Consider the following 22808-nt stretch of genomic DNA (forward strand, 5'->3'; position numbering starts at 1 on the left):
GGCACTAGCCTGGAGGTATGAGTGTCGATTCTTCTCGTTTTCCCAGCGATGTCTACGCCTCCAGGCTCGCGCGCGCGGCCCGCCTGACGTCGGACGCAGGCTTGGACGCCCTGCTGATCACTCCGGGCCCGGATCTGCAGTATCTGATCGGGTCCACGGCCAGCTCGTTCGAGCGTCTCATCGCGTTGGTGGTGCCGGCCGACGGCAGCACTCCCAGCATCGTCGTGCCGCGGCTCGAACTCGCCGCGCTGGGTGACTCCGCCGCCGAGGACCTGTCACTGACGCTCGTCGATTGGGTGGACGGCGTCGATCCGTACGCGCTCGTGGCTGCGACCGTGCCGGCCGGTAGCAAGACCGCTGTCGCCGACGCGATGCCCGCCCTGCACTTCGTGCCGCTGGCAACGATTTTCGGGACCGTGCCGGTGCTGGCGACAGACGTTCTGCGCCAGCTGCGGATGATCAAGGACGACGCCGAGATCGATGCTCTGCGTCGAGCCGGTCATGCCATCGACCGGGTTCACGCCCGGATGGGCGAGTGGCTCCGAGTGGGCCGAACCGAAGCCCAGATCGCGGCAGACATCGCGACGGCGATCGTCGAGGAAGGCCATACCGCACCGGAATTCATCATTGTCGGCTCCGGTCCGCACGGTGCCGATCCGCACCACGAGGTCTCCGATCGTGTCGTCGAGGCCGGCGACGTGGTCGTCGTCGACATCGGTGGACCCGTTGCGCCGGGATACAACTCGGACTCCACTCGCACCTACAGTCTCGGCGAGCCTTCGGCCGAGGTCGCTACCCGGTACGCGGTACTGGAGCGAGCTCAGCAGGCCGCAGTCGACGCTGTGTCGCCGGGAGCCAGCGCGGAGTCCATCGACGCAGCCGCACGCGAGGTGTTGGTCGAAGCCGGTCTGGGAGAGGCGTTCCTGCACCGCACCGGACACGGTATCGGCCTGTCGGTGCACGAGGAGCCGTACATCGTGGCGGGTAACGACATCACTCTCACCGAGGGAATGGCGTTCAGCATCGAACCGGGCATCTATTTCCGTGGGCAGTGGGGTGCCAGGATCGAGGACATCGTCGTCGTGACGGCGGACGGGTGCGAATCGGTCAACCTCCGCCCCCACGGTCTCGCCGTGCTGCCGGTGTGACCGACGGCCGCCGAGCCGAGTTCGTCTCCGTCGTCAGGACGAATCCGATTGTGGCCGAGGTACTTCGGCGTGCGCCGCAGCTCAGGCTTTCGAATTGGTACCTGACGGCGGGCGGTCTGTTCCAAACCGTGTGGAATCACCTCGCCGACCGAGATCTCGGGGCCGGAATTCGCGACTACGACTTCTTCTACTTCGACGACACGGATCTGTCGTACGCCGCCGAGAACGACGTGATCGAGACCGCGGCCGACGTGTTCGCCGGCCTCGGGGTCGACGTCGAAGTGCGTAATCAAGCGCGTGTACACCTGTGGTACGAGCAGCATTTCGGAGCGACGTTGGCTCCGTACCGAAGCTCCGAGGATGCCATCGACCACTTCGTGTCGACCACGTGCTGTTTCGGGATCACCGTGGACTCCCACGGTATGGACCGCGTCTATGCCCCACACGGCTTCGAAGACCTGTTCGCCGGGATCGTCCGGCCGAATCCGCGATTACCGATGCGGCACGTCTACGAGGCGAAGGCCGCGCGGTGGACCACCGAATGGCCGAACCTGACCGTTCTACCCTGGCCGACGGACGACTAGCGTCGCAGCAGCGAGCGGCTGCCCAGTACCCGCCGCACCGCTATCTCGACGACGACGCGGGTCGGATTCTCCCGCGGCACTCGATAGCGTCGGGCATAGCGGTTCTCCGCATCGGCGACCGACTCGTGGTCGTTACGAACGGTGGCCGGACCCTCCAACGTCAGCCAGCGGGCACCGTCGATCTGGGTGACGGCGGCGTAGGCACCGCGGCCGGCGTTGATCGCCTTCTGCGACACGTTGTTGGTGATGACACGGGCGACGTGGGCGTCCGCGTCGTAGGTGAACCCGACGGCGACGACATGGGGCGTGCCGTCCGGACGCAACGTCGTCAGCGTGGCGAGGTGCCGTTCGGTGAGGAATTCGATCGCCTCGTCGGTGAGGGCAGTCGCGTCAGCGGGGGTAGCGGCCATGACTCGACTGTAGTGACGTGCCCCGACTGCCACGAGCGGGGCTCGATCGGAGAGACTGTTCGGCGTGAGCAGACGATCTGAACCCGCCTCGGGAACGTTGTTGTTGCTCGGCGGCCGAAGCGAGATCGGTCTCGAGGTCGCCACTCGGCTGGCACCGGGACGAACCGTCGTACTGGCCGCTCGACGCAGTTCCGACCTGGCGACGCAACGGTCACGTGTGCTGCAGGCAGGCGCGACGACCGTCGATGCGGTCGAGTTCGACGCGAACGCCATGGACACCCACGAGGAACTCCTGCGCTCCGTCGTGGAACGGCACGGACCCATCGGAATCGTGGTGTTGGCGTTCGGGATTCTGGGGGATCAGACGCGCGCCGAGGACGACGCCGGGCATGCGCTGGAGGTGATCACGACCGACTTCCTGGCCCAGGTTTCCGTCCTCACCCACGCCGCGAAGGTACTGCGGGCGCAGAAGAGCGGCGATCTGGTGGTCTTTTCGTCCGTCGCGGGTGTCCGGGTGAGGCGGGCCAACTACGTCTACGGCTCGGCCAAAGCGGGTCTGGACGGCTTCGCCAGCGGACTGAGCGATTCCCTGCACGGCAGCGGCGTTCATTTGTTGCTCGCGCGCCCGGGGTTCGTCATCGGTTCGATGACCGAGGGCATGGACCCGGCGCCGATGTCCAGCACACCCGATCAGGTGGCCGCCGCGGTGGTGGCTGCGCTGCGCAGCCGGAAGTCGACGGTGTGGATCCCCGGCACTCTTCGGCCGGTGTTCTTCGCGATGCGACTGCTTCCGCAATGGCTGTGGCGCAGGATGCCGCGCTGATGGCGGAGCCCAACCCTCATCCCATCGCAGTGGTGGGAATCGGCGCGGACGGTTGGGACGGACTGTCTGCTGTCGCACGTGTCGTGGTCGAGCAGGCAGATGTCGTCTTCGGGTCGGCGAGGCAGCTTGCCGGCGTGGGGGACAGGTGCGCTGACGCTCGTGCGTGGCCCAGTCCGTTGCTGCCGAGCCTGCGGCCGATGATCGACTCCTGTGACGGCCGGACCGTGTGTGTGTTGGCCAGTGGCGACCCGATGTTTCACGGTATCGGTGTGAGCCTGGCTCGCGAATTCGGTGCCGAACGTCTGAGGGTGTATCCCGCACCGTCGTCGGTTTCGCTTGCCTGTGCGCGTCTGGGCTGGTCGCTCGCGCACACCACGACGGTGTCGCTGGTGAACAGCCCGGTCGAGACCGTCCTCCCGGAACTCGGCCACGGTCGTCGACTTCTCGTACTGAGCCGAGGCAGCTCGACACCGAGTGACGTGTGTGCGCTCTTGCGTGACAACGGTTTCGGTGCCAGTACGGTGAGCGTGCTCGAACAACTCGGCGGCCCGGCCGAACGCGTCACCCGGGGGACGGCGACGGACTCGACGTTCGCCGACGCCGACCCGCTCAACGTTGTCGCGCTCGAATGCGTTCGAGATCGCGGCGCCACCAGACTCACTCGCGTTCCGGGCCTGCCCGATTCGCAGTACACCGGCGACGGTCAGATGACCAAGCAGGAAGTGCGCGCACTGACGCTGTGCGCGTTGGCGCCCGGAGCCGGCGAGGTCCTGTGGGACGTCGGCGGAGGCTCGGGGACGATCGCCATCGAATGGATGCGCACCGATCCATCGTGTCGCGCAGTGACATTCGAGTCGTCCGGGGATCGTCGACACCAGATCACGACCAACGCACAACGGCTCGGGGTGCCCGGGCTGGCCGTGCTCGGCACTGCGCCCGGGGCTTTCGAAGAGGTCCCCGGCAGTGCAGGCGTTCCGGACGCGGTGTTCGTCGGCGGCGGGGCGACCGAGCCGGGCATGATCGAGCGGTGCTGGGCGGCCGTGCGTCCCGGTGGCCGATTGGTCGCCAATTCGGTGACCGCAGAATCGGATTCACTGCTGCTCTCGGCAGCTGCACGATACGGCGGTAGGCTGCGCCGGTTCCAGATCTACCGGGGTGAGCCGTTGGGGTCCTTCACCACCTGGCGACCACAACTGCCGGTCACCCAGTGGTGCGTGACGAAACCCTGGGGTGCGCCCGACGGGGCGGATGCGGACGAGCAGTGAAGGTCCTACTCCTGGGCGGCACGTCCGAATCCAGGCAACTCGCCGCCGCCGTGGCGGGCGTGCCCGGGATCGAGTTGATCACCTCGCTGGCCGGGCGCGTCGCCGAGCCGGCGCCGGTGTCGGGCCATACCAGGATCGGCGGTTTCGGCGGTGCCGACGCATTGGCACAGTGGATTCGAGACAACGCCGTCGATGCACTGGTCGACGCGACGCATCCGTTTGCCGCCACCATCACCGCGCATGCCGACTACGCTGCTCGGACAACCGGTGTCGCTCATCTCGTGCTGACCCGGCCACCGTGGATCGCGTCGCCGGACGACCAGTGGACCACCGTGGCATCCCTACCCGAGGCGGCCGCATCGATAGAACCGGGTAGTCGGGTGTTCCTCACCATCGGCAGGCAAGGCGTTCACCATTTCGCCGGAGTCGCCGATGCGTGGTTCCTGATTCGTTCGATAGATCCACCGACCGGTGCCGTTCCCCCTCACGCCACCCTCGAGCTCGGCCGCGGGCCGTTCGACCTCGCGCACGAGTCGGCAATGCTCGCCGACAACCGAATAGACCTGCTGGTTACCAAGAACAGCGGCGGCACGATGACCCGCGCCAAGCTCGACGCGGCGCGATCGGCCTCGATTCCCGTTCTGATGATCTCGCGACCCACCGTCGACATCTCGGCATCGACGGTCGACGAGGTCGATGCCGCCGCTCGGTGGTTGATCGAACGCCTACGCGTCACTCACTGACGGGTAGCGCCGCGACGTGAACACTTTGGGACCGCTTCCGGTCTCCACCACCGTCGTCATCGAGGAGCCGATGATGAGCAGGCACCGCATGTCGATCGACTCGGGATCGAGTTCCCCGAGGGTCACGGTGCGCACCGATTCCTGCGCACTGCCTACCGCGCGCCCGATCACCACCGGCGTCGCCGGTGAACGATGTTCGAGCAGAACATCTTTCATGGCCGCGACCTGCCAGGTGCGAGTCTTGGACGCCGGGTTGTAGATCGCGATCGCCATGTCGGCTTCGGCCACTGCCGAGAGCCGTCGGGCCACCACGTCCCAGGGCTTGAGTCGATCGGAAAGGGAGATGACGGCGTAGTCGTGTCCGAGCGGCGCGCCGACGCGGCTGGCAACAGCATTGGCTGCCGTCATTCCCGGGACCACCCGTACCGGTACCGAATTCCACTGCTGTTCTGCTGCAACCTCGATGACCGCTGTCGCCATCGCGAACACGCCCGGATCACCCGAGGACACCACAGCGACGCGGCGACCCTGTTTGGCGAGGTCGAGGGCGAATGCCGCGCGCTCGGATTCGACCTTGTTGTCGCTCGCATGCCGAATCTGGCCGGGTCGCTGAGGAACTCGATCGATGTAGGTGATGTATCCGACCAGATCGGTCGCTGCTGCGAGTTCGGCTCGCACTTCGTCCGTCGTCCACACGTCGTCGCCCGGACCGAGACCGACCACGACCACTTCGCCCGTACTGGTGGGAAGTTCGGTTCGATTCGACGGACTCGGCACGACGATCATCGAGAAGTACGGCACGTTGTCCGCGTCGGCGGCATCGAGGACGCGTTGCTCGGCTGTACTGGCCCGCTCGACGTACCGCGCTTCGTCGAGCCTGCCGGATCGTTCCAGTGCATCGAGCACGGTCGGATAGGTTCGACCGAGTTTCATGATGACCGCGGCGTCGGTGCCGCGGAGTCGGCGAGTGAGTTCGTTCACCGGCAAGGTGCCGGGGAGGACGGTGAACACCTCGTCGCGCTCCACCAGTGGAGTCGCCAGCGCGGCCGATGCAGCACTCACCGAGGTCACGCCGGGAACCACCTCGACCTCGAACCGGTGTGCCAGGCGTTTGTGCATGTGCATGTACGAGCTGTAGAACAGTGGATCGCCCTCGGCCAGAAGCACAACCGATCGGCCGGCGTCGAGATGAGCGGCGAGCCGTGCGGCAGCGGACTCGTAGAACTCGTCGATGGCACCCTGATACCCACCGGGATGAGCCGTCGCCTCGGTGGTCACCGGATACACCAGGTGTTCCTCGATCTGCCCGTCGCGCATGTAACCGGCCGCGAGGGCACGCGAGATGCTGCGACCGTGCCGAGCACTGTGGAACGCGACGACATCGGCCTCGCCGATCACGCGAGCGGCCTTGACGGTCAACAACTCCGGGTCGCCCGGGCCGACGCCCACTCCCCACAACTTTCCGCTGGAGCTCATTCTTGTTCGCTCGCAATGGCATTGACCGCGGCGACGGTGATGGGGCTGCCACCGCGTCTGCCCCGGACGACCAGATATTCCACGCCGAGGTCGGCGGCTATCAGGTCTTCCTTCGACTCCGCAGCGCCGATGAATCCGACCGGGCCGCCGACGATGGCTGCGGGCTTCGGAGCTCCGGCCGCGAGCATTTCCATGAGGTGGAACAGGGCGGTCGGCGCGTTTCCGATCGCGACGACGGCACCGCCCAGCTTGTCACCCCACAACTCCAGCGCGGCAGCGGTTCTCGTGGTGCCCATACTCCGAGCCAAATCCGGCACCCGAGGATCGGACAGGGTGCACAGCACCTCGTTGTCGGCCGGCAGACGGCGACGAGTGATACCGGCGGCAACCATGTTGGCGTCGCACAACACGGGTGCCCCTGCGCGCAGGGCAGTTCGGGCGGACTCCACCACGTCGGGCGTGAAGCCGATCGTCTCGGTCAGGTCGATCTCACCGACAGCGTGAATCATGCGCACGACGACCTGGGCGACGTCCGGGGTGAACCGAGACAGATCCGCTTCGGCGCGGATGGTTGCGAAAGACTGGCGGTAGATCTCCGCGCCGTCACGGATGTAGTCGTGCATGCGTGTCACGATAGGGGAGAGGGACCCCTCAGCCGGAAGCCGGTCTCCAGGTGCTCAGGACACCTGGTAGCCGATTCCCGTCGCAATGACGTCGGTCACCTCGCCTTTGGGTCGGCCGCATCGACGCTCGCAACCGGACCAATGCTGCCGCTCGTCCCGTGGCGTCATCCGCGCATCGACCGCGGCCGCGAGGTCGGCTCGGACGTCGGCGAGGGACTTCTCGCAACCGGGCGATCCGGTGCAGGCACTGACTCGGATCCACGGTGACGCGGCGTCGAAGATCAGGCCCATGGGTGCGAGAACTCGAACGACCTGTTCGGCCGGTTCCTCGTCCAGATCACCCACGATCAGCGATCGCCACGGCGTCACGATCAGCGGACGATCGACGGCAGCGAGGAATTCGGCCAACCGCGCGCCGAGGACGCCGTTGGCCAGACCTGCGCCGAGCGCAACGTGGCCATCGTCCTGATCGAGCCAGCCGATCGGTGGCACCTCGACCGGCGCAGGCATGGCCAGTACCGGTCCGGCCTGCAACCCGAGCACGTCGACGATGCGCGCGGCACCGCCGTCCAGTTCCGCCAGTCGCCATTCCTTGTGGCGCAACCGGACGAAGGCATCCGCGCAGTCGAGCAGAGTCGAGACCACGTGCTCGCGGTCGACGCGTACACCGCTGTCGCGTCCTGCCAACAGCACTGCGAACGACCCGTCGGCCTGGGCGTACACCCCGAAGTCGGGTTCGAGTCCGCACAGATCCCCACGGCCGTCGTCCAGGGCGAACAATGTCCGGCCGGGCAGTCCGGCGAGCTCGGGGCGAGCGCACACGGCAGCGTCGAGCTCGCCGACGAGACTGCGGACGTCGTTGAGTCCGCCGACCCGGCCCGACAGCGGCGAGGCGAGAATGTTGCGCACGCGCTCGTGCGTCGGAGACGGCAGCAACCCGGCGGCGGCCAACCTGTTCGCGAGCTCGTCCGGGTCCGAGACCGCACGAACCTGAATGTTGCCCCTCGACGTGAGTTCGAGCGAGCCGTCGCCGAGCTCGGCCGCGGCCTCGGCCAGGACCTGCATCTGCTCCGGCAGCACGAGGCCGCCCGGGAGCCGGATTCTGGCCAACGGACCGTCCGCCGCGCGGTGCGTCGACAGAGCTCCGGGGCAGCCGTCGGGCACGGACCTACTGGGCGAACTCATGTTCACCAGGCTACAAGTGCGACGGGTGGCCCGATCTCGTCCCGGCACCGGTAGCATTCGATGTTCACGGCTCCGGCCGAGAGGAAACCGGTGAAATCCCGGTACGGTCGCGCCACCGTGACCGCCCTGTAGTTCGTCGAGAACAGCTCGTCGGGAATGGTTCTCGGGACCTGTTCTCGAGGATCGTGCCTTCGGGACGGGGCGGAAGTCGGACCCTCTCACCGACGAGCTAGGACGATTCACCGATCCAGGGGCGCGAAACCCCGAGGAGGGCGTTACCCGTGTTTCTGTTGCTGTCCACATCGGACACCGATCTGCTCAGTGCCCGCGCCAGTGGGGCCGATTTCACGTGGGGCAACCCGTCCCGCCTGCTGGCGGAAGACATCCCGTCGATGGCCGAATCGGCCGAGCTGATCATCGTCCGCATTCTCGGATCGCGTCGCTCGTGGGAGTCGGGAATCGAGGCCGTCCTGGCCACCGGTTTGCCCGTGGTCGTGCTGGGCGGCGAACAGGCCCCGGATGCGGATCTGATGGAAATCTCCACGGTGCCCGCCAACGTCGCCGCACAAGCGCACAACTATCTGGCCGAGGGCGGCTCGGGCAATTTGCGGCAGCTGTACAACTTTCTGTCCGACACGGTGCTCCTCACCGGTCACGGTTTCGATGCCCCTCGACACCTGCCGACGTGGGGCCACCTCGAGCGGAACTCCGACCAGCACTCCGACGGCCCGACGGTGGCGATTCTGTACTACCGCGCTCAGCATCTCGCCGGAAATACCACCTACATCGATGCCCTCGCCGCCGCAGTCGAGAACGCCGGGGCGAACGCACTGCCCATCTACTGTGCGTCACTGCGTACGGCGGAAGCCGACCTGCTGGAGACGCTGAAGTCGGCGGATGCCTTGATCGTGACCGTGCTGGCTGCGGGCGGCACCAAACCCGCCGGCGCTTCGGCAGGCGGCGACGACGAAGCCTGGGATGTCGCCGAGCTCGCCGCCCTCGACGTTCCGATCCTGCAGGGTCTGTGCCTGACGAGTTCCCGCGCGACGTGGTCCGAGAACGACGACGGACTCTCGCCCCTCGACGTGGCCACGCAGGTCGCTGTCCCGGAATTCGACGGCCGCCTCATCACGGTTCCGTTCTCGTTCAAGGAGATCGACGACGACGGCCTGACCACCTACGTTCCGGACCACGAGCGAGCAGCACGCGTTGCCGGCATCGCCGTCCGCCATGCGCGGCTCCGACACATCCCGGCCGCCGACCGCCGAATCGCCCTGATGTTCTCGGCGTATCCCACCAAACATGCCCGCATCGGCAATGCCGTCGGCCTCGACACTCCCGCCAGCGCGATCGCGTTGATGTCGGACATGCGTGAGGCCGGCTACGACCTCGGACCGCTCGAGGGCCCGGATTCGGTGCCCGGTCTGGCGGCCCGAGACGGCGACGCACTGATCCACGCCTTGATCGCCCGTGGCGGTCAGGACCCCAACTGGCTCACCGACGCCCAGCTCGAGGGCAATCCCATTCGCATTTCGGCGGCCCGGTACCGAACCTGGTTCGAGCAGCTTCCCGACGACCTTCGCGAGGGTGTGATCGAACATTGGGGACCGGCACCGGGTGATCTCTACGTCGATCGTTCCGCTGATCCCGACGGTGAGATCGTCATCGCAGCAATGCAATTCGGCAATGTGGTCATCATGGTTCAGCCGCCGCGCGGATTCGGTGAGAAGCCCGTTGCGATCTATCACGACCCGGATCTGCCGCCGAGTCATCACTATTTGGCCGCCTACCGGTGGATCTCCGCAGCCCGCGAGGACGGCGGCTTCGGGGCCGACGCGATGGTTCATCTCGGTAAGCACGGAAACCTGGAATGGCTCCCCGGCAAGACCCTCGGCATGTCCGCCTCCTGCGGCACCGACGCTGCACTGGGCGACTTGCCGCTGATCTACCCCTTCCTGGTCAACGATCCGGGGGAGGGCACACAGGCCAAGCGGCGAGCCCACGCCACGCTCGTCGATCACCTCATCCCGCCGATGGCGCGAGCGGAGAGCTACGGAGACATCTCTCGGCTCGAACAGCTGCTGGACGAACACGCGAACATTTCGGCTCTCGATCCGGCCAAGCTGCCGGCCATTCGCCAGCAGATCTGGACGCTGATGACCGCGGCACAGATGCACAAGGACCTCGGACTCGACGAGCGTCCCGACGAGGAAGTGTTCGACGACATGCTGCTGCACGTCGACGGATGGCTGTGCGAGATCAAGGACGTGCAGATCCGCGACGGGCTGCACATCCTGGGCCAGGAGCCCGTCGGCGATGCCGAGGTCGAGTTGGTGCTGGCGATGCTGCGCGCTCGGCAGATGTGGGGCGGCGAGCAGACGGTGCCCGGTCTACGCGAAGCTCTCGGGCTCAGCGAGGACGGCGACGAGGAACGCACGCGCGTGGACAGCATCGAGGCCGTCGCGCACGGACTGGTCGCGGCAATGCAAGCGACGCAGTGGAATCCGGCCGAGGCCGAGCGGGTTGCGGGCGAACACGGTGACGTGGTCGCAGAGATTCTGAGGTTCGCCGCCGCCGAGGTGGTACCGCGTCTACGCGGAACTTCCCGCGAGATCGAGCAGGTGTTGCACGCTCTCGACGGCGGGTTCATCGCGGCGGGTCCGAGCGGTTCACCGCTGCGCGGCCTGATCAACGTGCTTCCTACCGGCCGCAATTTCTACTCGGTCGACCCGAAGGCAGTGCCGTCGAAATTGGCGTGGGAGACCGGTCAGGCGATGGCAGAATCCCTGCTCGCTCGCTACCGCCAGGATCACGGAGAGTGGCCGAAGTCGGTCGGTCTCTCGGTGTGGGGCACCTCGGCCATGCGGACCTCGGGCGACGACATCGCCGAGGTGTTCGCTCTGCTCGGAGTCTCCCCGGTGTGGGACGAGGCCTCGCGCCGGGTGACGCGCCTCGAGGTGATCGACCTCGACGAGCTCGGCCGCCCCCGCATCGATGTGACGGTTCGGATCAGTGGATTTTTCCGTGACGCGTTTCCGCACGTGCTCGCCCTTCTCGACGACGCGGTTCGGATGGTGGCTGCGTTGGACGAGGAGCCCGAGCAGAACTACGTACGTGCACACGCGCAGGCCGATCTGGCCGAACACGGTGACGAACGACGTTCTACGACACGCATTTTCGGGTCGAAGCCAGGAACGTACGGTGCCGGGTTGCTTCAGCTGATCGACAGCAAGACGTGGCGCAGCGACGACGACCTTGCTCAGGTGTACACCACCTGGGGCGGCTTCGCCTACGGCCGCGGACTCGACGGAGTACCCGCGTCGGACGACATGCGCACTGCGTACAAGCGTATTGCCGTGGCCGCCAAGAACACCGATACACGTGAGCACGACATCGCCGATTCCGACGACTACTTCCAGTACCACGGCGGCATGGTCGCGACGGTGCGCGCGCTGACCGGAAAGTCGCCCGAGGCATACATCGGTGACAGCACGCGGCCGGAATCGGTTCGCACGCGCACACTCTCGGAAGAAACCGCCCGCGTCTTCCGCGCTCGGGTCGTCAACCCTCGGTGGCTCGAAGCCATGCGCAGGCACGGCTACAAGGGTGCGTTCGAGATGGCGGCGACCGTGGACTACCTGTTCGGTTACGACGCCACCACCGATGTGGTGCAGGACTGGATGTACGAGAAGTTGGCCGAGACCTATGTGCTCGACGAGCAGAACCAGAAGTTCATGCAACAGTCCAATCCCTGGGCACTGCACGGTATTGCCGAACGACTGCTCGAGGCCGCGGAGCGCAAGATGTGGGCCGAGCCGGACAAGCAGGTTCTCGACGGCTTGCGCCAGGTGTACCTGGAAACCGAAGGTGAGCTCGAGGGGGAGTAGCGACGTACCCTTCTCGGTATGACTGCCACCTTCGAGGACATTGCCAAGGGCAAGTACGTACTGCTGACGACGTTCAAGAAGGACGGCACCGCCGTACCGACCCCGCTCTGGGGTGCGCTCGACGGTGATCGTCTGCTCGTGTGGACGGTGTCGGATTCGTGGAAGGTCAAGCGCATTCGCCGTAACTCGAAGGTTCTGCTCGCACCGTGCGACATGCGCGGCAAACCCCAGGGCGACGCGGTCGACGCGACAGCCGAGATCCTCGATGCAGCCGGCACCGAGAAAGCGCGCGCGGCGATAGTGTCGAGGTACGGCATCCTGGGCTGGCTCACCGTGAAGGGCAGCGTTCTTCGAAGGGGCAAGAGCGGCTCGGTCGGGCTCGCGATCACTCCCGCGTAACCGGTCTGCACGACGACACCATCGTTGGTATGCGCAGTTCCGAATGCTTCATGAGGCGGCTTCCCCTGCTGCCGGAACGGAGCACCACGTGCCTATTGCAGTGACCGATTACAACCATGTCCGACTCACCGTCAGTGACATCGACCGATCCCGATCGTTCTACGACTCGGTGTTCGGCTTCGAGGTGGCCTACGCCTGGGATCCCGACGCGGACGAGGAGACCAAGAAAGCCCTGTGGTTCCTCTTCGGCGGCGTGATCTACAAGTTCGGCGGGGGTTTGCTCGGTCTGCGCCCGGTCGCGCCGAGCGACGACACCTTCGCCGAAGATCGTTGTGGGCTGGACCACCTCAGCTTCACCGTCGATACCCGTGCCGCGCTCGAGGATGCAGTCAAGACGCTCGATGAGCTCGGCATCGCGCACGAGGGCATCAAGGACGCAGGGCCCGGACTGTCCATCGTGGAGTTCCGCGACCCCGACAACATCGCTCTCGAGTTGTCCGGACCCGACAAGTAACGGTCGGACGCAGGGCCTGCGGGAACGACCCCGCAGACCCTATTGCGCGGCGCTGACCGAGGACATGTGAAAGTCCGGAATGCGCAGCGGCGGCATTGCCGTGCGAGTGAACCAGTCCTTCCACTCGCGCGGCAGTGTCGCCTCGGTCCGTCCGGCCTCGGTGACACGTCGCAACAGATCCAGAGGACTCTCGTTGAACCGGAAGTTGTTGACGGCTCCGATGATCCGGCCGTCCTCGATGGCGTAGACACCGTCGCGGGTGAGACCCGTGAGCAGCAACGAGGTCGGATCGACCTCTCGGATGTACCACAGTGTCGTCAGTAACAGCCCGCGCTCGGTCGACGCGACCATCGCGTCGATCCCGGTGTCGCTGCCGCCGGTGAGGATCAGATTCTCCCCGGGGACGGCAACGGGTACCTCGAACTTCCGGGCTCCGGCGCGTGTATAGGCCAGTGCTGCGATCGCGCCGTCCCGGATCCAATCGACCCGGTCGATGCCGAGACCGTTGTCGAACACCGACACCGCATCACTGGAGGAGCCCGCCGCGACGAACGGCGCGTACCCGAGACCGGGCTCGCGCGGGTCGGAGTGCAGCGTCAGCGGCAGCTCGGTGAGCTTCTCGCCGACTCGGGTGCCACCGGCCCGCGAGAGTGCGGTGCGCCCCTCCTGGGCCCCGCGCCCCTCCATGGTCCACATCAGGTAGATCATCAGATCGGCCACGGCGGAGGGCGGCAACACCGTGTCGTACCGACCGGCGGGACGCTCCACGGTGTTCTGCGCCCAGCCCAGCCTGGTGGACAATTCTCCGAGCATCGATGCCGCCGACACGTCGCGGAAATCGGCTGTACCTTTTCCCACCCAGGCACTCGCCCCGGACCGCTTTCCGTTGATCTCGATCGACCCGGTCGGCTGTGTGAACGTGCGTCGCACTCCGGTCGAGGTTCCGAGCCACACGTTGTCGACGCGATGCTCGGCGAATCCGTACAACGTGTCTCGGCCGTCGAATCCGACGTTCAGTTCCGTTGCCAGCGAACCGAACACGTCGATCGACGTGGCCTGCGCGTGTCGATCCCAGCCGTCCGGCTCGGAATCGGGGGTCAGCAGCGGCATCGCGTCGTCCGCAGGCTCGGCGGCGCGGGCCGCTGCTTCACTGGCACGCACGACGTCCGCGATCTCGCTCGGATCGACACTGGTGGACGACACCGAACCCACCCGCGCCACGTCCCCGTTCCGGACGATGGACACCACCACCCACTGCCTCGAAGTGGAGACGCCGTTCGTGGTCATCGAATTGCCCGCCCACCGAAGCGTCGCGTCGCTGGAGTCGGTGACGAGGACGACGGTGTCGTCGACGTTCGCACACGCCAACGCACGTTCGATCACCTGCTGCGGCTCGATCATCGACCTGCCTCCGATCGGGTGTTGAGGACGTTGACCCCGCGGAACAGTGCGACCGGGCAACCGTGACTGACCGCGGCGACCTGACCGGGTTGGGCCTTGCCGCAGTTGAATGCCCCACCGAGTTTCCAGGTGGAGCGACCTCCGAGCAGTTCCATCGAACCCCAGAAATCCGTCGTCGTCGCTTGATAGGCGACGTCGCGCACCTGGCCGTCGAGCACACCGTTTCGAATCCGGTAGAAGCGTTGTCCGGTGAACTGGAAGTTGTACCGCTGCATATCGATCGACCACGATTTGTCGCCGACCACGTAGATACCGTCCTCGACCGCGGCGATGACCTCCTCGGTCGACCGGTCGGTGTCGGGATCGGGCTGCAACGACACGTTCGCCATGCGTTGGATCGGAACGTGATGTGCGGAGTCGGCGTAGGAGCATCCGTTGGACCGTTCCAGTCCGAGCCTCGGGGCGAAGACCCGATCGAGTTGGTAGCCGACGAGTGTTCCGTCGCGAACCAGATCCCACTTCTGCGCGGCCACGCCGTCGTCGTCGTAGCCGATACTGGCGAGACCGTTCACCTCGGTCCGGTCTGCGGTGACGTGCATGATGGGTGAGCCGTAGCGCAAGGTTCCGAGCTGATCGGGTGTGGCGAAGGACGTCCCGGCGTAGGCGGCCTCGTACCCGATCGCTCGGTCGTATTCCGTTGCGTGTCCGATGGATTCGTGGATGGTGAGCCACAGGTTGGTGGGATCGATGACGAGATCCGTCGGACCTGCCACCACCGACGGGGCCTTGACCTTCTCGGCCAGCCACTCCGGGATGCGCGCGAGTTCGTCCGCCCAGTCCCACGTGCTGTGTTCACCGAGGTATTCCCAGCCGCGTCCGACGGGCGGTGCCAATGTCCGCATCGAATCGAACGCACCGGCCGCTCGGTCCACGGCAGTGGCCTCGAACTGAGGGTGTAGTCGTACCCGTTGCTGAGTGATCGAGCTGCCCGCCGAATCGGCATAGAACGACTGTTCCTTGACCTGCAGCACCGACGCCGTGACGTGGTCGACGCCGTCGGAGGCGGACAACCTGGCCGAGTACTCGGCCAGCAGCGCCACTTTGTCGGTGGTGGGAACGTCGAACGGGTCGATCTCGTACTGCGAGACCCAGACCGCGTCCGAGTACACCGGTTCGGGCGCGAGTTCGACCCGTTCGCGGTTGAGCACGCGTAACGCCGTCGCCACCTCGGCCGCACGCCGCGCCGTGGTGGCAGCCGCGTCGGTACTCAGCTCGGCGTGAGAGGCGAAACCCCAGGTGCCGTCGACGACCACGCGCACCGCCAACCCGATTTCCCCCGCGTCGACGGCGGATTGCACCGAGCCGTCGCGCAGTGAAATCGACTGGGTCGTCAGCCGCTGCACCCGGAAGTCCGCATGCGAGGCTCCGGCCGTGCGCGCCGCGCTCAGGGCCGCGTCGGCAAGTTCTCGCAGGGGGAGGGCGAGGAAATCGGCGTCGACCGACCGGTCCGATGGTGTCGTCACGACTGTGACGCTAGCCGAATTGTTGCCAGCCGAGGCGTAGGACCATGCCGATCACGACGACGAGCAACACGATCCTGACGAAGCCTGCGCCCCTGGCGACCGCCGTCCTCGAACCGAGTACCGCACCGACGACATTGCAGGCGGCCATCGCAGCACCGAGTTGCCAGTACACACTGCCGGTGAATGCGAAGTAGGTCAGCGCACCGACATTGGAGCCGACGTTGATCACCTTTGCCATCGCGGCGCTGCGGACGAATTCGGTGCCCAGCATCGTCGCGAAGACGATGATGAGGAAGGTGCCGGTGCCGGGTCCGAGAATGCCGTCGTAGAACCCGATGCCGGCTGCGGCGAGGCCGATCACGATCAGAACTTTGCGATGGGTCGGGGGCGACGGTGCCGCGGTACGACCGATGGTCGGTCGGCAGGTCACCAGTACCGCAACGCCGACCAGCACGACCATGATGATCGGCACGAAGAGGTCGCGGTCGATCAACGACACCGCGGCAGCGCCCGCCGCCGAGGTCGTCGCCGCGATCGCGCCGGCAGGAACGAGCACCTTCCAGTCGAGCGAGACCTTGCGGGCGAACGTGACGACGGCGGCGACTGTTCCGAAGACTGCGGTCGCCTTGTTGGTCGCGAGGGCTGCCTGCTGTGTCAGTTGCGGTGCCACGAGCAAGATCGCAGGCAACAGAATGAGACCACCGCCGCCGACCACGGCGTCGACCCATCCTGCTGCCGTCGCGGCGGCCATCAACAATCCCCAGTCCGCGACAGTCATACGGCAAACTCAATCACATGCGTCGATTCAGCCTGTGGCTCCGTGGCCAACCGTTCGTGGCCGACGCACTGCTCGCCGGTGGGCTTTTCGTCATCGAGATTCTCGTTTTCGTGAGTTCGGCCGACGGCCTGAACGGGCCGTTGTTTCTGGCCTTCTCGGTGGTCCTGACCGTTCCCGTCGCGTGGCGGCGTCGGTTCCCCAGGTCCGTGGCGGCCGTGGCGCTCGTGTCGACGTTCGTCGCCGACGTGTGGGGAGCCATGGTCGGGGATACCTCCAACGGCCATCCGGCCGCACTGGCGTTGCCGATCATGCTCTACACCCTGGTGGCCTACGTCGGCCGCGCACAGGGGGCCGTCTACGCCGCCGGTGTGGCCGCCTACTCGGTGTCGTCGTTGTTGCTCTTCCACCAGCCGTTGTTCACGACGCTGCTGTTCAGCGCTCTGCTGTACGCACTGTCGTGGGTCGCTGCCGAATTCCTCGGTGCCCGACGCGCATACGACGAGGCGATGGAGGCCCGACTGATCGTGGCCGAGTACGACCGGGATCGCCGCGCCGAGGAGGCCGTGCTCATGGAAAGAACACGCATCGCGCGCGAGCTGCACGATGTCGTCGCCCACGGGGTGAGCGTGATGGTGGTCCAGGCCGACGGGGCGTCGTATGCCATCCGGCGCAACCCCGAACGTGCCGAGCAGGCGGTGGCCAACATCTCGGCGACGGGCCGGCAGGCGCTGGCCGAACTGCGTAGAACGGTCGCACTGCTGCGAACGACCCCCGACGCGGACGACATGCCCGAGTACGGCACGGCCGGTCTCGCCCGCGTCGTGGAAATGATGAGTCGAGCGGGCCTGAACGTCGAGTTGGAACAGACGGGCAATCTCGACGACATCAGTCCGGCGATCAGTCTCGGCGTACACCGACTCGTCCAGGAATCGCTGACGAACGTTCTTCGGCACGCCGGCCATGCCCCACGAGCCGTCGTGCGGGTCGCACGCGAAGCAGACACCGTCACCGTCGAGATCTCCGACAACGGCACCGGCAGTGCGGCGCCACCGACCCGTGGCGGAGGACACGGACTGGTGGGGATGCGGGAGCGAGTCGCGGTGTTGCAGGGCACGTTGCAGGTCGGTCGAACACCCCAGGGCTCATGGCTCGTGCGGGCGAGACTGCCGATCGAGTAGGCGTTAGGTTGTGTCGGTGCCGATCACCGTTGTCGTCGTGGACGACCAGGAACTGATGCGAATGGGCCTGAACATGGTGCTCGAAGCCCAGGACGACATCGAAGTGATCGGTGAAGCGTCCGACGGCTCCGGTGCCATCGAAGCCGTGGCACGGCTGGCGCCCGCCGTGGTCTTGATGGACGTCCGCATGCCCGGGATCGACGGGGTCTCCGCCACTCGAGCGATCACCGAATCGGGATCGGACACCAGGGTTCTGGTCATGACGACGTTCGATCTCGACGAGCACGTACTCGGTGCGCTCAGGGCAGGAGCCAGTGGATTTCTGCTCAAGGACACACCGCCCGAGGATCTGGTATCCGCGATTCGGAGCGTGGCTGCGGGTGACGCCGTCGTATCACCGAAAGTCACGAAGAGGCTGTTGTCGCGGTTCGTCGAGCGCACCGAGCCGGCCGTCGACCCATCGGTACTGGACGGCCTAACCGGGCGTGAGCGAGAGGTCATGGCGCACCTGGCAACCGGGCTGTCCAATGCCGAGATCGCGACGGTGTTGCACCTGTCCGAGGCGACCATCAAGACCCACATCGGCCGAATACTGACCAAGCTGGGAGTACGTGACCGAGTGCAAGCCGTCGTACTCGCCTACGAATCCGGCCTCGTCAGACCTGGATCCTGAGAATCTCCCGGCAAACAGGACGCATCGGGAGAAAAACGACTGTGCCGGACGTTGTACGGACCAAGCGAAGAAAGGACCGTCATGCTCGCTCTGTTCGTGCTCTACGTCGTGGTCGAGGTCACAGCCCTGGTCGCTGTGGGCAGTGCACTCGGTGTGCTGTGGACCGTGGTGCTGCTCATCGCCGGATCGTTGGTCGGTTCGTTGCTGGTCCGTTCGCAAGGCCGGCGGGTACTGGACGGCCTGCGACGCGCATCGCAGGGTGAACGCTCGGCCGAGGGAACCGTGGCCGACGGCGCACTCTTCGCTGCAGGGTCGGTGGCCATGTTCGTGCCCGGCCTGGTGACCACGGTGGTAGGCCTGTTGCTGTTGATCCCACCGACTCGCTGGCTGCTCCGGCCTGCCGTGCTGTGGGCGGCCGCGCGGTGGCTGCCCCGAGTCGCGGCGTCCACTCGGCGCATGCGCCCCACGGTCATCGACGGTGAGGTACTCGACGACCGTACGGCCGGCGAGAATCGCGGACCACGAACCACCGGACCGTCGCTCGTTCTCGAGGGTGAGGTGATCGACCCGGGCCGCGTCGATCCCGCTGCCGGGGATTTCCCCAAGCCCCACCGGTAGGGGCAGACTGGTCGCTCGTGACCACCGAATTGTTCTGCGGCGGACGGATCTACAGTCCTTCGGCTCCCGATGCCACCGCCATGGCCGTGACCGACGGAATCATCAGCTGGATCGGTGAGGATCGCACCGGAAGAGCCTTGCACCCCGGCGTTCCCATCACCGATCTGGCCGGTTCTTTCGTCGCTCCGGCCTTCGTGGACACGCACGTTCACGTGACCGACCTCGGACTGTCGTTGATCGGCCTGGACCTGAGCCGGTCCACGTCGGTCGAGGACTGCGTACGCATGGTGCGAGAACATGCGGCATCCTCGGAAGACGACCTGATCTGGGGTCACGGTTGGGACGAGTCCACCTGGTCCGAACAACGTCCTCCCACCACCGCCGAACTCGATGCGGCTGCTCCCGGACGAGCGGTGTACCTCACCCGAGTCGACTCGCACTCGGCCGCCGTATCCACCCGCTTGCGGTTCGCCGCGTCCGCTGCCGACGCCACCTCCGGCTACTCCGAACAGTCTCCACTGACCGCAGACGCGCACCATCGTGCTCGGCAGACCGCTCGCTCGCTGCTCACCGCCGACACCCGACGCCGAGCAAGGGCTGCTGCGCTGGACGACGCCGCGGCGCACGGAATCGTCGCGGTCCACGAATGTGCAGGACCGGTGTTGTCGGGCATCGTCGATTTCCGCGAACTCATGAACACCGAGCACGGCGTCGAAGTACGCGGCTACTGGGGCGAGCTGGCAGATACCGCCGAACGCGCCCGCGAATTGCTCGAAGAGACCGGTGCCCACGGATTGGCAGGCGATATCTTCGTCGACGGATCCCTCGGGTCGCACACCGCATGGTTGAGCTCGCCGTACGCCGATGGTCCCGGAACCGGGGTGTCGTACGCAGATGTCGACGCGATAGCTGCACACATCGCCGCCTGCACGACGGCCGGAATTCAGGCCGGCTTCCACGTCATCGGCGACGCCGCGGTGTCGGCCGCCGTCACTGCATTCGGCCGGGTGGTCGCCGATCTGGGCACACCCGCCGTCGCGTCGTGCGGACACCGGCTCGAGCACGTGGCGATGGTGTCCGCGCAGCAAGCCGACCTGTTGGCGTCGTGGGGCGTCATCGCCAGCATGCAGCCGGCGTTCGACGCGGCGTGGGGCGGAGCCGACGGCCTCTACGCCGCGCGTCTGGGTGCCGAGCGCGCTGCCGAACTCCACCCGTTCGCACGCCTGGCGTCTGCGGGAGTCTCGCTGGCGTTCGGCTCCGATGCGCCGGTGACGTCCCTCGATCCGTGGGCGACGGTCCGGGCTGCGGCGAACCACCGCACTCCGGGGAGCTCGGTGTCGCCCCGTGCTGCGTTCTCGGCTGCGACGCGCGGTGCATGGCGGGCGGGGGGAGTGCGCGACGGTTTGGCCGGAACACTGGTGCCGGGCGCCCCCGCGTCCTTTGCGGTGTGGGACGTGGACGAGCTCGTCGTGCGAGCACCGAAGGACAGCGTTCAACGGTGGTCGACCGACCCCCGTGCGGGCGTGGCACCGCTGCCCAGCCTCGAGGCGTCGTCCGTCGGTCCCCGCTGCTCGATGACGGTGCACCGTGGACGGGTCGTTCATGAGCAGTGAGAACCCCTCGACCGCGCGACTGACCCGGCTGTACGGACCCGCGCTGTCGACCGTCCTGGCTGCCGTTGCCGGCGCGCTCGTCTTCGCCAGTTTTCCGCCGCGAACGCTTTGGTTTCTGGCACCCATCGGCGTCGCAGTACTGGCACTGGTTCTGACGGGGTTCGGCGGTCGCCGATCGGTGTCGCTGAAAGGCGGATTCGGATACGGCTACGTGGCCGGCCTCGCCTTCTTCGTTCCTCTGCTCCCGTGGATCGGCGTCTACGTCGGCCCGGTGCCGTGGCTCGCGCTGGCCGCAGCCGAATCGGTATTCCTCGGTCTGTTCGGTTTGACGGCCGTGCTGGTTGCGCGGAGCGCGTGGTGGCCGCTGTCGATGGCCCTGATGTGGAGCGCCGCCGAGTGGCTTCGGTCGAGCGTTCCTTTCGGAGGGTTTCCGTGGGGCCGGCTGGCGTTCGGACAACCCGAGGGCTGGTTGCTTCCGTTGGCGAGCATCGGAGGCGCACCGCTGCTCAGTTTCGGGGTCGCGCTCACCGGTACCGGACTGGCCGCGCTGGTGCTGACACTCACGCGTCGCGTCACCGCCCGATCGCTCGTCGGACCGGTCGTGACCACGGCGATCGCATCGATCACTGCGGTGTCGCTGATCCCGACTCTGCACACGAACGACACCGGGGACGGCGATCGCACGGCGACGATCGCTGCCATTCAGGGCAGTGTTCCTCGCCTGGGGCTGGACTTCAACGCGCAGCGACGCGCGGTACTGGACAACCATGTGCGCGAGACGATGGCGCTGGCCGCCGATGTCGACGCGGGCAGGCAACCCGCGCCGGATCTCGTCGTGTGGCCGGAGAACGCATCGGATATCGACCCGCTGCGCAACTCCGACGCTGCGACGCTCATCACGCAGGCGTCGGTTGCCGTCGGTGCCCCGATTCTTGTGGGCACCGTCCTGGTCAACGCGAACAACACGAACACCAATTCCGTCATCGCGTGGAACGGTGCCGACGGACCAGGGGAGCGGCACGACAAGAAGATCATTCAGCCCTTCGGTGAATACTTGCCGTACCGAAGTTTTTTTCGGCTGTTTTCGGAATACGCCGATCGAGCGGGCTATTTCGTTCCTGGAAATGGAAACGGTGTCGTACACGCTGCAGGAATAGCGGCCGGAATAGCCACGTGCTACGAAGTCGCATTCGATCGGGCCCTCGACGAGTCCGTTCGTTCGGGTGCGCAATTCATCGCGATCCCCACCAACAACGCCACGTTCGGCGATACGGAAATGACGTATCAACAGCTGGCGATGTCGCGGGTGCGAGCCGTCGAACACGGACGCACCGTCGTGGTTGCCGCGACGAGCGGCGTCAGTGCCGTAGTCGGACCCGAGGGGAACGTCCTGCAGCAAACCCCGCTGTTCGAGCCGGATGTACTGGTATCGACGGTCGAACTGCGGAGCTCGCTCACACCGGCAACACGCATCGGTTTCGGCGCGGAGCTGGCGCTGATTCTGGCCGCGGCAGTGGGGTTGATCGCGACGCTCGTCGGCGTCCGACGTCGACGGCTTCGGGAATGAAACAGTCGTCAAGTTCGTTCGGGTCGGTATTCGGCGCATCGACGGTCCGAATCACTATCATTCGTTCGATGTAAAAACGGCGGTCGGGTGGCGCACACAAGCGATCTTGTAACAAGCTTCCCCGAACAATCGATGCCCACTAGGACTACCGCACAAAAGAACTTCGCCGATGTTGTATCTTTGTAAGCCGCTGGAGGTGTTGGAGGTCCAGGATGCGGCCGCCGTCGTACCCCCGAACGCCGCCTCGGTCACGATGTCAGGGGAGCGAACAATCGGCATCGATGCCGCGTCCGGATCGAGCGCCTGACAGGGAGGGGGAACCGTGTTCCTGAGTTCACGGACACCGTCGATCGGCTCTACTTCGCGTGAGGTTCCCGCGATGCAGCCCGCCCGGTGAAAA

Annotated in this window: 20 protein-coding genes; 13 read left to right on the forward strand and 7 right to left on the reverse strand. The window is 66.2% G+C overall.

Features of this window, described 5'->3' with window-relative positions; all coding sequences use genetic code 11:
- The first annotated feature begins 17 nt into the window (after window positions 1–17).
- Window positions 18–1148: a M24 family metallopeptidase gene (locus CH278_RS13950; protein ID WP_032365810.1), complete on the forward strand. Its 1131-nt coding sequence runs from the start codon at window positions 18–20 to the stop codon at window positions 1146–1148.
- A complete protein-coding gene (locus CH278_RS13955; RefSeq protein ID WP_094622159.1) occupies window positions 1145–1732 on the forward strand; it encodes a nucleotidyltransferase family protein in 588 nt (195 codons plus the stop codon). Before CH278_RS13950 ends, CH278_RS13955 begins: the two co-directional genes overlap by 4 nt.
- Here CH278_RS13955 and CH278_RS13960 read toward each other — a convergent pair.
- Window positions 1729–2142, reverse strand: coding sequence for a TIGR03618 family F420-dependent PPOX class oxidoreductase (locus CH278_RS13960; RefSeq protein WP_094622225.1), 414 nt, complete (start codon window positions 2140–2142; stop codon window positions 1729–1731). The genes CH278_RS13955 and CH278_RS13960 overlap by 4 nt on opposite strands.
- A 64-nt stretch (window positions 2143–2206) precedes the next feature.
- Here CH278_RS13960 and CH278_RS13965 point away from each other — a divergent pair, with 64 nt between their 5' ends.
- The 3 genes from CH278_RS13965 to CH278_RS13975 are packed head-to-tail and all read left to right on the forward strand — an operon-like array spanning window position 2207 to window position 4973.
- A complete protein-coding gene (locus CH278_RS13965; protein WP_094622160.1) occupies window positions 2207–2965 on the forward strand; it encodes an SDR family NAD(P)-dependent oxidoreductase in 759 nt (252 codons plus the stop codon).
- Window positions 2938–4230 (forward strand): precorrin-6y C5,15-methyltransferase (decarboxylating) subunit CbiE, encoded by a 1293-nt coding sequence (gene cbiE, locus CH278_RS13970; protein WP_230591942.1) that lies wholly within the window; start codon window positions 2938–2940, stop codon window positions 4228–4230. The genes CH278_RS13965 and cbiE overlap by 28 nt, the downstream gene beginning before the upstream one ends.
- Complete coding sequence (locus CH278_RS13975) at window positions 4227–4973, forward strand: cobalt-precorrin-6A reductase (protein WP_094622161.1); 747 nt, start codon at window positions 4227–4229, stop codon at window positions 4971–4973. The genes cbiE and CH278_RS13975 overlap by 4 nt, the downstream gene beginning before the upstream one ends.
- On the opposite strand, the gene CH278_RS13980 is transcribed toward CH278_RS13975, so the two are convergent.
- The 3 genes from CH278_RS13980 to cobG are packed head-to-tail and all read right to left on the reverse strand — an operon-like array spanning window position 4956 to window position 8257.
- The gene (locus tag CH278_RS13980) at window positions 4956–6449 is read right to left on the reverse strand and encodes a precorrin-2 C(20)-methyltransferase (protein ID WP_094622162.1); all 1494 of its coding nucleotides are present in this window, start codon (window positions 6447–6449) and stop codon (window positions 4956–4958) included. The genes CH278_RS13975 and CH278_RS13980 overlap by 18 nt on opposite strands.
- Window positions 6446–7072 (reverse strand): precorrin-8X methylmutase, encoded by a 627-nt coding sequence (locus CH278_RS13985; protein ID WP_027497104.1) that lies wholly within the window; start codon window positions 7070–7072, stop codon window positions 6446–6448. Before CH278_RS13985 ends, CH278_RS13980 begins: the two co-directional genes overlap by 4 nt.
- A gap of 54 nt (window positions 7073–7126) precedes the next feature.
- Entirely contained in the window at window positions 7127–8257 is a 1131-nt protein-coding gene (cobG, locus tag CH278_RS13990; RefSeq protein WP_032365814.1) for a precorrin-3B synthase, read from the reverse strand.
- Between the two features lie 281 nt (window positions 8258–8538).
- Here cobG and cobN point away from each other — a divergent pair, with 281 nt between their 5' ends.
- The 3 genes from cobN to CH278_RS14005 all read left to right on the forward strand — a co-directional run bounded on the left by cobN (window position 8539) and on the right by CH278_RS14005 (window position 13057).
- Window positions 8539–12144: a cobaltochelatase subunit CobN gene (cobN, locus tag CH278_RS13995; protein ID WP_094622163.1), complete on the forward strand. Its 3606-nt coding sequence runs from the start codon at window positions 8539–8541 to the stop codon at window positions 12142–12144.
- Between the two features lie 18 nt (window positions 12145–12162).
- The gene (locus CH278_RS14000; RefSeq protein WP_032365816.1) at window positions 12163–12543 is read left to right on the forward strand and encodes a PPOX class F420-dependent oxidoreductase; all 381 of its coding nucleotides are present in this window, start codon (window positions 12163–12165) and stop codon (window positions 12541–12543) included.
- Window positions 12544–12631: 88 nt separating this feature from the next.
- Window positions 12632–13057 carry a VOC family protein gene (locus CH278_RS14005; protein ID WP_027497108.1) on the forward strand — a complete coding sequence of 142 codons (426 nt, stop codon included), beginning with the start codon at window positions 12632–12634 and terminating at the stop codon, window positions 13055–13057.
- A gap of 39 nt (window positions 13058–13096) precedes the next feature.
- On the opposite strand, the gene CH278_RS14010 is transcribed toward CH278_RS14005, so the two are convergent.
- From CH278_RS14010 to CH278_RS14020, 3 genes are read right to left on the reverse strand one after another with little or no spacing between them, the layout of a single operon-like run.
- Complete coding sequence (locus CH278_RS14010; protein WP_027497109.1) at window positions 13097–14458, reverse strand: metallopeptidase TldD-related protein; 1362 nt, start codon at window positions 14456–14458, stop codon at window positions 13097–13099.
- Window positions 14455–15981, reverse strand: coding sequence for a TldD/PmbA family protein (locus CH278_RS14015; RefSeq protein ID WP_032382028.1), 1527 nt, complete (start codon window positions 15979–15981; stop codon window positions 14455–14457). Before CH278_RS14015 ends, CH278_RS14010 begins: the two co-directional genes overlap by 4 nt.
- A gap of 10 nt (window positions 15982–15991) precedes the next feature.
- On the reverse strand, window positions 15992–16759 hold the full coding sequence (locus CH278_RS14020; protein ID WP_032370548.1) for a TSUP family transporter: 768 nt from the start codon (window positions 16757–16759) through the stop codon (window positions 15992–15994).
- A gap of 17 nt (window positions 16760–16776) precedes the next feature.
- On the opposite strand from CH278_RS14020, the gene CH278_RS14025 reads away from it, so the two are divergent.
- From CH278_RS14025 to lnt, 5 genes are all read left to right on the forward strand, one after another.
- Entirely contained in the window at window positions 16777–17937 is a 1161-nt protein-coding gene (locus CH278_RS14025; protein ID WP_032370549.1) for a sensor histidine kinase, read from the forward strand.
- A gap of 16 nt (window positions 17938–17953) precedes the next feature.
- Window positions 17954–18610, forward strand: a complete 657-nt coding sequence (locus CH278_RS14030) for a response regulator (RefSeq protein WP_027497113.1) — start codon at window positions 17954–17956, stop codon at window positions 18608–18610.
- An 81-nt stretch (window positions 18611–18691) separates the two neighbouring features.
- Window positions 18692–19228, forward strand: coding sequence for an FxsA family protein (locus CH278_RS14035; RefSeq protein ID WP_094622164.1), 537 nt, complete (start codon window positions 18692–18694; stop codon window positions 19226–19228).
- A 17-nt stretch (window positions 19229–19245) separates the two neighbouring features.
- Window positions 19246–20841, forward strand: coding sequence for an amidohydrolase (locus CH278_RS14040; protein WP_094622165.1), 1596 nt, complete (start codon window positions 19246–19248; stop codon window positions 20839–20841).
- Window positions 20831–22408: an apolipoprotein N-acyltransferase gene (gene lnt / locus CH278_RS14045; protein ID WP_094622166.1), complete on the forward strand. Its 1578-nt coding sequence runs from the start codon at window positions 20831–20833 to the stop codon at window positions 22406–22408. Before CH278_RS14040 ends, lnt begins: the two co-directional genes overlap by 11 nt.
- Window positions 22409–22808 lie beyond the last annotated feature (400 nt).

The organism is Rhodococcus sp. 05-2254-5 (assembly GCF_002258575.1).
In the GTDB taxonomy this organism is placed as follows: domain Bacteria; phylum Actinomycetota; class Actinomycetes; order Mycobacteriales; family Mycobacteriaceae; genus Rhodococcoides; species Rhodococcoides fascians.